Genomic DNA, 9,741 nt, shown 5'->3' on the forward strand with positions numbered 1-9,741 from the left:
TACCCTGTACTCTCGCGGTCTACTGCCACGCGGCTCGTGCCGCGCGGGGATCTGTCGGATGGCCGGCGTGCAGCCACGCGGCACCGGCGCACCAAGTCTAGGCGACCTGTTCCCCGGCGCCGCAACCCCTGCTCCGCCGAGGGGAGCCCGGGTCCCGGTGCTGCGACGTCCGCGCTGGCGCGGGCCGCGCGTGCTTCCGCGCGGACCACTACGCTGGGCGCATGCACCCCCGGCTCGTCCCGCTCCTCAACCGGATCAACCTGTCCACCCCGACCGGGCTCGCTCTCGCGCGGGTGGCGGGCTGCACCGTGTCGCGGGGACCCCACGGCATCCTGCTCGCGGAGGGCTGGTCCTACCGGCTCCCGAGGGCACGGGCCTTCACCGTGGGCAACGTGGTGCTGCTGCGCGGCAAGGCGCCCGCCGAGCGGTCGGCGGCCTTCCTGCGCCTGCTGGACCACGAGGCCGGGCACACCCGGCAGTACGCGGCCCTCGGTCTGCCGTTCCTGGCCGCCTACGCCCTCGCCGCCGGGTGGTCGGTCCTGCTCACCGGGGACCCGGCCTCGCGGAATCCCTTCGAGCGGCGCGCAGGACTGCCGGACGGCGGCTACGTGGAGAAACCCCTCCGGCCCACGCTGAGCGCATTGTCCCGGCGCGTCCCCGGCACTCGGCGCTGACGGGACAGGCCGTCGCTCGTCCGCCGGGCGTCCATCTGTCACGCCTCAGTGCTCGGCGCCCGCGGCGACACGGTGATCGACGGTGGTCCCCGACGTCGTCGTCGCGATGAGCACGAGGGCGTCGGCCATCTGCTCCAGGGCGAGTCCCGGCGCGTCGTTCCCCCGCGCCTGCTCCGTGGAGTAGGGAACGTGGACGAAGCCGCCACGGCAGCCGTCCTCCCGTTCCGCCAGCAGCGACATCAGGCCGTAGAACAGGTGGTTGCACACGTAGGTGCCGGCGGTCTGCGAGACCTCCACCGGCACACCCGAGCTCGCCACCGCGCCCCGGCACGCCTTGATGGGCAACGTCGAGAAGTACGCGGCCGGCCCGCCCTCGACGATCGGCCTGTCCACGGGGCGGTTGCCGGCATTGTCGGGGATCCGGGCGTCGTCCACGTTGATCGCGACGCGCTCCAGGGAGATGCGCTCGCGTCCACCGGCCTGACCCACGCAGAGCACGATGCCGGGCCGGTACCGCTCCAGCGCCTCCTGGAGCACCGTCCTGCTGAGGTCGAAGACGCAGGGGATCTCCACCGCCACGGCAGGGGACCCGGCAGCGACGAGCTGCTCGGCCGCGCGCCGGGCGGCGAGCCAGGAGGGGTTGGTCGTCTCCCCGTCGAAGGGTTCGAAGCCGGTGAGCAGGATCATGGCACCAGCGTAGTGGGAGCGTCCGACGGCGGGGACGGGCCGCGACGCACACCGCGCACCGCTGGATCGATCCCGGTCCGACCGGTTCCTCGTCGCCCGTCAGCCGGTGGTGCCGGCGGCGAGTGCTGCCCGGAGGGCCACGAGGATGGGACGGTCGGCCGCGATCCACGGCAGCGCCTCCACCTCCCCGGGCTCCGCCAGTGGCACCCAGCGCAGATCGTCGTGGTCCTGCAGGGGCGCCGGCTCTCCCTCCGTGATCTCCGCGAACCAGACCCGCATGGCGGCGGTCCCGTTCAGCGGCCAGCCCTGCAGGTGGGGACCGGCGATCTCCGCACCGAGCCGCACGCGGATCCCCAGCTCCTCCTCCAGCTCGCGGACGACGGCGTCCTCACAGTACTCACCCGGCTCCACCTTGCCCCCGGGGAACTCCCACTGACCCGCCAGCTGCGGAGGGGCCGAACGCCGGGCCACCAGGAGGCGGGCGGGGCGGGTCAGGGAGTCGAGGACGGCCGCACCGACGATCTGCCGGGGCCGCCCGGGTGCGGTAGGAATGGTCATCCTGATGAGTCTATGCGTGCGCGCGGATCAACTCTCCTCGGGTGCCGGGGCGTCGAACTCCTGGTGCTCGGGGTCGAAGCCCTCGCGGTAACGACCGTCAGGGCTCACGCCCGGCACATGCTGCCCGGCATTGAGCGCGGTGGACGTGAAACCGTCCTCGGAGAACTCGGCGGCACTCTCCGCCCCGGGCTCCTCCGGCAGGTTGATGTCGTCGCGCAGGTGCTCGCTCGCGGGGAGTTCGGAGGGGTGCGGTGTCCAGCTCATCCCCCGATCCCATCAGACGGGCACCGGATTGGCCACCCGCCCCGGAGCACACGGACCGGCTGGACGGCGGGGCCTCGACGCGGCAGGGCCGTCCGCCGTCGGGGCACCGGCCACCCGGAACCCGACCGCTGCTCACCATCATCTAGGCTGGGAGGGAACGACGGCGTCGCCTGCCGCCGTCCCGCTCCGTTTCGAGCCGTGGACCGTCCGCTCCGGACACCCGGCGGCAGGGTCGACCGCTCCCGACCATCCTCCGCCGCTAGGACAGCCATGACCACCCCCGCTCCCCCGCCACCTCCGTCCCGCCCCCTCTCGGGGCGTCGGCTGAACCTCGCCATCGCGGCCCTGGCCGTCGGCGGGTTCGCCATCGGCACCACGGAGTTCACCATCATGGGGCTCCTCGAGGAGATGCGCACCGACCTCGGCGTCGACTACGCGCAGGGCGGTCACGTCATCTCCGCCTACGCCCTCGGCGTGGTGGTCGGCGCTCCGGTCCTCGCGACCCTGGGTGCCAAGAAGCCGCAGCGCACGGTGGCCCTGGCGCTCATGCTGGTCATCACCCTCGCCAACCTCTCGTCCTACTTCGCCTCGGGCTTCGGCTGGATGCTCGTATCACGCTTCCTGTCGGGTCTGCCGCACGGGGCGTACTTCGGCGTCGCCGCCGTCATCGCGGCGACCCTGGCCGACCCCGCCAAGCGCGGCCGGGCCATCTCCATGGTGATGCTCGGACTCAGCATCGCGAACGTTCTCGGCGTGCCCTTCGCGACCTGGCTCGGGCAGCAGTTCGGCTGGCGCTCGATGTTCCTGCTCGTGGGCGTCATCGGACTCGGGACGCTGGTCCTGATCCGGATCTTCGTACCGTCGGTCCCGGTCCGGCCCGGCGCGAGCATCCGGGCGGAACTGGGAGCCCTGCGGCGCCCGCAGCTCTGGATGACCCTGCTCATCGGGATCGTCGGCTTCGGCGGCTTCTTCGCCGTCTACTCCTACATCTCACCGATCATGACGGAGGTCGCGGGACTGCGGGCCGCCCTCCTGCCGCTCGTCGTCGCGCTGTACGGCATGGGGATGGTGGTGGGCAACGTCCTGGGCGGACGGCTCGCGGACCGCTCCGTCATGGGCAGCATCCGCGCCGTCATGGGGGCCATCGTCGTGATCCTGCTGGTCTTCCCCCTGGCCGCCACGACGCCGTGCTCGGCGTGCCTGTTCGTCTTCCTCGTCGGGACGAGCGGGTCGATGCTGATCCCGCCGCTCCAGGCCCGGCTCCTGGACGTCGCCCCGGGCGCTCCGTCCCTCGCCTCGTCGATGAACCACTCGGCGCTCAACACCGCGAATGCACTCGGGGCCTCGGTGGGCGGAGCGGTCATCACCGCGGGGTGGGGCTTCACCTCACCGGCCCTGGTCGGTGCGGGGCTGGCCGTGCTCGGTCTCGGCGTGGCGGTCGTGAGTTCCCGCATGGATCGTCGAGATGCCCAGTCCATGCAGGACGGGCTGCCCGGAGGGTCCGACGACGCCCCCGGGTCGTCCGTCGCGACCGCCGGATCGCGCAGCAGCGGATCACGCTGACCCGCCGGGGCGGACCGGCCTGCGAGCCTGCCCAGGGCGCCCGGGCGGGTGTCAGTCCCTGCGCTGCGCCCGGGCGGAGGCGTACAGGCAGACCGTCGCCGCGGTTCCGACGTTGAGGCTCTCGGCCCTGCCGTAGATCGGGACGGCCACCTGCGCGTCGGCGGAGGCGGAGACCTCATGGGGCAGACCCTGGGCCTCGTTCCCGAACAGCCACGCCGTCGGGTGCTCCAGGTGTACGCCCTCGTTCCCGTCGTGGGGCGCGCGCGGTGCGTGCCCCACGGCAGGTCCCGCGTCACGATCGGCCGAAACCGGTGTCGTCGGCCCCGGAACCCGCGAACGATCGGGCTGCGGGCTGCCTACCCCGGCGCGCCGGGCGGCACCGGCGTCCTGCAGGTCGTCGAGACTCGTGGACCCGTAGCCGTCGGCGGCCAGGACGGTCAGCCCGGCGGAGCGCAGGCGCTCGTGAAGGTCGTCGAGGTCGGCGCCGATGACGAGGGGCAGGTGGAAGAGGGACCCCACCGTGGAGCGCACCGTCTTGGGGTTGTAGGGGTCCACGCTCGCACTGGTCAGGATGACCGCATCGGCACCGGCGGAGTCGGCTGCACGGATGATCGTGCCGGCGTTCCCCGGATCGCGCACCTCCACGAGCACGGCCACGAGGCGCGGACGTGCGGCGAGCACGTCGTCGAGCGTGCTGTCCACGAAGCGACAGACCGCGATGAAACCCTGCGGGGTCACCGTCGAGGACATCGCCGCCAGGACGTCGGGGGTGACCGGCCGGACCGGAGGGGTGTCGTCGGCGGCCAGCAGCTCGACGATGTCCGGATGACGCTCGAGCGCCTCGGGAGTGGCGTACACGTCGACGACCACGCCGGCGTCGTGCTGCCGGTGCAGCCGGAGCGCCTCGCGGACCGCCTGGGGACCTTCCGCGAGGAACTCACGGCGCCTGGAACGCGACGGACGCCCGGCCAGGCGTGCCACCTCCTTCACCCGGTCCGCCTGGGTGTTGGTCATCAGTGGCGCCCGGGGGCGTCCGTTCACGGTCATGGTCGTATCGGCGGTGCGGGCACGATGCCCGCGAGGGCCGTGGGCCCTAGGCCGAGGCCTTGACCGGCGCCGAGGTGTCGGCGGGCAGGGCGTTCTTGGCCAGCTGCACCAGCGCGGCGAAGGCAGCGCCGTCGGTGACGGCGAGGTCCGCGAGCATCCGGCGGTCGACCTGGATGTCGGCCGCCTTCAGGCCCTGGATGAGGCGGTTGTAGGTCAGGCCGTTGGCGCGGGACGCAGCGTTGATGCGCTGGATCCAGAGGCGGCGGAAGTCGCCCTTGCGCTTGCGGCGGTCGCCGTAGCTGTAGACGAACGAGTGGAGCAGCTGCTCCTTCGCCTTGCGGTACAGGCGCGAACGCTGCCCGCGGTAACCCTTGGCTCGTTCCAGGACGACCCGACGCTTCTTGTGGGCATTGACTGCCCGCTTCACACGTGCCACGTGCGTACTCCTTTGATTGTTCTTCGGTCACGGCTCTCCGCCGCAGCGCTGCATCGGGGAGGATGCCCGCGCTTGCCCGAGGGGTGGATTGGTGGTCAGACGCCCAGCATCTTCTTGATCGTCTTGGTGTCGGCCTTGGCGACGATCTTGTCGCCGGCGAGGCGACGCGTCAGCGTCGAGGACTTGTGCTCGAGGTAGTGGCGGCGGTTGGCCTGCTGGCGCTTGAGCTTGCCGCTACCGGTGAGCTTGAAGCGCTTCTTGGCGCCGCTGTGGGTCTTCATCTTCGGCATGGGAACCGATCTCCTTCTGATAGCCGGGGCGGATGCACCCGGAGTTCGGCACCTCGACGGTGCCTGCTGGTTGTTCGGTCGTACCCGGGGAGGAGCTAGTCCGAGCTCCCGGGCTTGGGGCGGCCGGCCGGGCTCCTGGGGGGAGCCGTACGTCCGGCAGGTTTCGGTGTCGCCGAGGGCTTGGGCGCTCCCGGCTTCGGCATGGCCGAGGGCTTGGCCGTCACCGGTGGCTTCGGCGCCGCTGCCGGTGTAGGTGCGGTGACCGGAGCGTTCTCCGCCGGAGCTGTCGGAGCCGTGGGCGCCGACTGCCTGGCCGGTGCGGCCGAGCGTGCAGCAGCAGGGCGTCCGTCCGTCGTCCGCGGGCTCGTCGAGCGAGGGGCCGACGACGTACGGGCGGGTGCGGTCCTCGGGGCAGCGGCAGCCTGCGGCTGCTCCGCCTCGACCACCGCGGGTGCGGGTGCCTCCGGCGCAGCGGGCGCCGGAGCTGCCTCCACGGGGGCCTCCGGCTCGCTCCGGATGGAGTAGCCCTCCGGCAGCAGGTCCGCCAGCGACTGCGTCAGCGGTGCGTTGCCGGCACCGGAGGTGTCGACCCGCGGCGGCGCCTCGCCGTTCTTGGCGGCTTCGTTGGCGGCCTTCGCCTCGGCGCGCTGCGTCTCGCGGCGTGCCTCGGCCTTCGCCTCGGCCTTGTTCTTCGTGGGACCGATGACCATCACCATGTTGCGCCCGTCGATGCGGGGTGAGGACTCGACGATGCCGACCTCGGCGACGTCCTCGGCGAACTTCTGGAGGAGGCGGATACCCATCTCGGGTCGCTGCTGCTCACGTCCGCGGAACTGGATCATGGCCTTGACCTTGTCACCGGCACCGAGGAAGCGCACGGCGTGCCCACGCTTCGTCTCGTAGTCGTGCGTGTCGATCTTGAGCCGGAAGCGGATCTCCTTCAGCACGGTGTTCGTCTGGTTCTTGCGCGCCTCGCGCGCCTTCACGGCCGCTTCGTACTTGTACTTACCAAAATCCATGAGCTTGGCCACCGGAGGCTTGGCCTGCGGTGCCACCTCGACAAGATCCAGGTCGGACTCGGCGGCGAGTCGGAGGGCGTCCTCGATACGGACGATCCCTACCTGTTCGCCGGCAGGACCGACCAACCGCACCTCGGGGACGCGGATACGATCATTGATTCTTGGCTCGCTAATGTGTGACTCCTGTGGGTTCTCTGACCGGGACCGCACACCAACGGAAGAAGGCCTCCCATTGCATGCGCAATCGAAGGCCTCGACAGCCGGCTCCTGACGACCCGTGGAAGCAGAGCTTCACCACGGGAGCCGGTGGTGCCGACCAGGAACCCGGACACCTGCAGTACGGCGGGGCCGTACCAGGCGAACGCGGGTGGGAGAGGACTCCGCTTGCGTACCGGCCCGCCACCGCACACTCCGCTGGAGCATAGTGAGTAACAGCGACCGGTTGGTCTGTGCCAAGCTTACCAGTATGAGCACCCCACAGGACAACTCGCACGACCTCCCCTCCGCTCCCCCGCGGCGGAGCTTCGCGGAGGAGCAGGAATCGGCCGCCGCAGCACCGGGCGCCGGGACGGAGGACGAGGTGCGTCAGCAGATGCGTGACATCTCGGAGGTCGCCGCGGGGGAGGTCATCGTGACCTCCGCGGTCCACCTGATGAGCGCGGCCGCCGTGAAGTGCGGCCTGGGGCACGAGGAGAACGCCGAGGAGCTCAAGGACCTGGACGAGGCACGCAAGCTCATCATCGCCCTCGCCGGATTCGTGACCGCGGCGGCTCCCGAGATCGGCTCGCAGCACGCCGGCCCGTTGCGCGACGGACTGCGGTCGCTCCAGCTCGCGTTCCGTGAGGCGTCGATCATCCCCGACCCGCCCGGGAAGGGACCCGGGGAGAAGTACACCGGTCCCGTCAACTGACGCACGGGGACCCGACCCCCGCAGCGGAAGCGCAACGGACCGCGCCGACGGTCGGCGCGGCCCGTCCACGGTCGGGGCGGCCCGTCCACGGGCGGGCCCCCTCGCCGGTCCCGGGGCCCGGTGACACGGACCGGACCCCGGGCAGGGGATCAGCTCCCCGCGGGTTCCCGGTCCCTCGTGGTGCCGGGTTCCGAGCCCCGCTGGGAGAGACCGGCGATCCCGATCAGCGCCGACACCACCCCCACCGCGGTGAAGCCTCCCCACGGCCCGATCGTGTCGATGAGGAAGCCCGCGAGCGGCGCACCGAGTGCGACGCCGGAGGTCAGCGCGGAGCCGTACCAGCCCATGGCCTCACCCCGCCGCTCCTCGGGGACGTGGTCGGCCACCTTCTCGGAGGCCGCGGAGAGCACCGGGGCGCAGAGCAGGCCGGGCGGGATCGAGAGCAGCGCCAGCGAGAGGGTGTCGTCCGCGAAGGCCATCGGGATCGTGAGGACCGCCAGGCCGAGCAGCAGCAATGCCGGTGGTACGGGCCGGTGCAGCGCGCCGTACACGAGGCCCCCCACCACGGAGGCTGCACACCACGCCACGAACACCAGGCCGAGTCTGCTCTCCTCGCCCGCATGCTCCAGGGCGGCCACGATCCCCACCTCGGACCCCGAGAGCACCAGACCCGCCCCGCCGGCGACGGCCATCACCACCACCAGGGGCATGGTCACCCAGGGCACGGCAGTACGGATCCTCCGGCGCAGCGGCGCACGTGCCCCACGAGGCGAAGAGGGCCCGTCCTGGATCGCGATGAGATCCGCCGCCGCCTCGCCCACGCCGGCGGGCGCCGCTGCCGGAACGGTCCCGGACGACGGCAGCTGGCCCGAGCGGGGGGCCGGGGTGAACCACATGAGGAACAGCCCCGCGGCGGCCGTCGCCAGCCCCACCAGGGCGAGCCCGAGGACCGGGGAGGTCTGCGGGGCGCGCGCCCCGCCCCCGGGGGGGCCCGCCATGAAGACGACCTCCGTCGCGATCGCATCCAGGGGGAAGGCGGGGCGGCGGCGGGCACCGGCGACGAGCACACCGAGGGCCTGCCGGATGACGGAGAACGCGGGCAGCGGGAACAGCCCGCCGACCAGGGCGGCGACGAGCAGCCAGGGGCAGGGCCGGGGCGGGGCTCCCGTCCAGATCCCGGCCTCGGCGATGATCGGGGGGATCAGGGCCCTGCGCAGCCCCACGGTGTCGATCCGCCGCCCCCGCCAGGGCGCTCCCACAGCGATCCCGATGGTGAGGACCGCCGCCACTGCTCCGGCCGCCGCGTACCCGCGGTCCAGCGTCTGCACCACGTGCAGGGTCAGCAGCACCCCGGCGGCGGAATGGGGGAAGCGGGCGACCATGCCCACGATCAGCAGCATGCGGACGGGCGGGATGCCCAGCAGGTCCCGGTAGACGGCGAAGTTCACGATCGTTCTTCCTCCGCCCTCGTCAGCGGGTGAGCTTGATGTCCAGTGAGTCGACGCGCTCGACGAACTCGGCGAGTCCCGACAGACGCGTACGGACGGAGGCCACGACGGTGCGCACCTCCTGCGGGGTGAGGCCCTCCCGGAGCTGCAGATCCATGCGCAGCTCGGGTCCCGGCCCCCCGCCGGAGGCAATGCTACCGTCGGCGGCCCGGCTGAGGATCCCGCCACCGGGGCGCAGTGCCACCGACAGCACGGCCACCTCCTGCTCGGCGGCGTCCCGGACCAGCTCCGCGACGGCCCGGTCCTCGTAGGACGGCGTCCAGGGGCGCTGCTGCGCCAGGCACCACAGGGCCGGACGACGGACCACGAACGTGAGCTCCGCCCCCGGGTCCAGCACCATGAGTTCGGCCTCCTCGGCCGCCGAGGCGAGAGCTGCGCGCGCCGCGTACGCCGCCACCGGCCGGGCCGCGGGATGCCAGGCACTCAGCGCCGCCGTCGAGGAGAACACGGGCAGCGCCTTCCGCCCGTCCGGCGCAGTGAGGACCACCAGCGACATGTCCGCCTCCTTGTCGGCGTGCAGGCCCGCTACACCCTGCGCCTGCTGGGCCAGCTCCGCGACGACGGGGATGAACACCCTCGCCGCGGCCAGCGCCTCCACGACGCCGCGCTCGCCGGGCCCCGGCGAGGCCGCGTCCTCGCGCAACCGCCCGACGGCGGCGGCGAGACCGGCGTCCGCAGCGCCGTCGTCGTCGTCGAAGGCATGGAGCGGGTTGTCCGGTCCGGAGAGGTCCCGACCGGCCCACGCCTGCCCCGCGGAGTCGGTGAGATTCCGCGCGTTGCCCGCC

At 72.4% G+C, this 9,741-nt stretch carries 12 protein-coding genes; 3 read left to right on the forward strand and 9 right to left on the reverse strand.

What is annotated here, in order from left to right:
* The first annotated feature begins 221 nt into the window (after positions 1-221).
* Complete coding sequence (locus AC792_RS10900) at positions 222-674, forward strand: eCIS core domain-containing protein (protein ID WP_049830546.1); 453 nt, start codon at positions 222-224, stop codon at positions 672-674.
* A gap of 45 nt (positions 675-719) precedes the next feature.
* Here AC792_RS10900 and pcp read toward each other — a convergent pair whose 3' ends face one another.
* The 3 genes from pcp to AC792_RS10915 all read right to left on the reverse strand — a co-directional run bounded on the left by pcp (position 720) and on the right by AC792_RS10915 (position 2,183).
* Entirely contained in the window at positions 720-1,361 is a 642-nt protein-coding gene (gene pcp / locus AC792_RS10905) for a pyroglutamyl-peptidase I (RefSeq protein WP_049830547.1), read from the reverse strand.
* Between the two features lie 99 nt (positions 1,362-1,460).
* Positions 1,461-1,919: a (deoxy)nucleoside triphosphate pyrophosphohydrolase gene (locus tag AC792_RS10910; protein ID WP_049830548.1), complete on the reverse strand. Its 459-nt coding sequence runs from the start codon at positions 1,917-1,919 to the stop codon at positions 1,461-1,463.
* A 27-nt stretch (positions 1,920-1,946) separates the two neighbouring features.
* Complete coding sequence (locus AC792_RS10915) at positions 1,947-2,183, reverse strand: hypothetical protein (protein WP_049830549.1); 237 nt, start codon at positions 2,181-2,183, stop codon at positions 1,947-1,949.
* 270 nt (positions 2,184-2,453) lie between these two features.
* Here AC792_RS10915 and AC792_RS10920 point away from each other — a divergent pair, with 270 nt between their 5' ends.
* Positions 2,454-3,746 carry an MFS transporter gene (locus AC792_RS10920; RefSeq protein WP_082177667.1) on the forward strand — a complete coding sequence of 431 codons (1,293 nt, stop codon included), beginning with the start codon at positions 2,454-2,456 and terminating at the stop codon, positions 3,744-3,746.
* Positions 3,747-3,797: 51 nt separating this feature from the next.
* On the opposite strand, the gene AC792_RS10925 is transcribed toward AC792_RS10920, so the two are convergent.
* The 4 genes from AC792_RS10925 to infC form a co-directional block, all read right to left on the reverse strand.
* A complete protein-coding gene (locus tag AC792_RS10925; protein WP_049830550.1) occupies positions 3,798-4,793 on the reverse strand; it encodes a TrmH family RNA methyltransferase in 996 nt (331 codons plus the stop codon).
* A gap of 46 nt (positions 4,794-4,839) precedes the next feature.
* A complete protein-coding gene (gene rplT / locus AC792_RS10930; protein WP_049830551.1) occupies positions 4,840-5,229 on the reverse strand; it encodes a 50S ribosomal protein L20 in 390 nt (129 codons plus the stop codon).
* 95 nt (positions 5,230-5,324) lie between these two features.
* The gene (rpmI, locus tag AC792_RS10935) at positions 5,325-5,519 is read right to left on the reverse strand and encodes a 50S ribosomal protein L35 (protein ID WP_049830552.1); all 195 of its coding nucleotides are present in this window, start codon (positions 5,517-5,519) and stop codon (positions 5,325-5,327) included.
* Between the two features lie 95 nt (positions 5,520-5,614).
* Entirely contained in the window at positions 5,615-6,670 is a 1,056-nt protein-coding gene (gene infC / locus AC792_RS10940) for a translation initiation factor IF-3 (RefSeq protein ID WP_049830553.1), read from the reverse strand.
* Positions 6,671-7,004: 334 nt separating this feature from the next.
* On the opposite strand from infC, the gene AC792_RS10945 reads away from it, so the two are divergent.
* Complete coding sequence (locus tag AC792_RS10945; protein WP_235436648.1) at positions 7,005-7,448, forward strand: DUF1844 domain-containing protein; 444 nt, start codon at positions 7,005-7,007, stop codon at positions 7,446-7,448.
* A gap of 149 nt (positions 7,449-7,597) precedes the next feature.
* Here AC792_RS10945 and AC792_RS10950 read toward each other — a convergent pair whose 3' ends face one another.
* Complete coding sequence (locus AC792_RS10950) at positions 7,598-8,896, reverse strand: MFS transporter (RefSeq protein ID WP_049830554.1); 1,299 nt, start codon at positions 8,894-8,896, stop codon at positions 7,598-7,600.
* Between the two features lie 22 nt (positions 8,897-8,918).
* On the reverse strand, positions 8,919-9,741 hold an 823-nt coding region (locus AC792_RS10955), incomplete at its 5' end, for an SseB family protein (RefSeq protein ID WP_049830555.1).

Source organism: Arthrobacter sp. RIT-PI-e, from assembly GCF_001187915.1.
Taxonomy (GTDB): Bacteria; Actinomycetota; Actinomycetes; order Actinomycetales; family Micrococcaceae; genus Arthrobacter_D.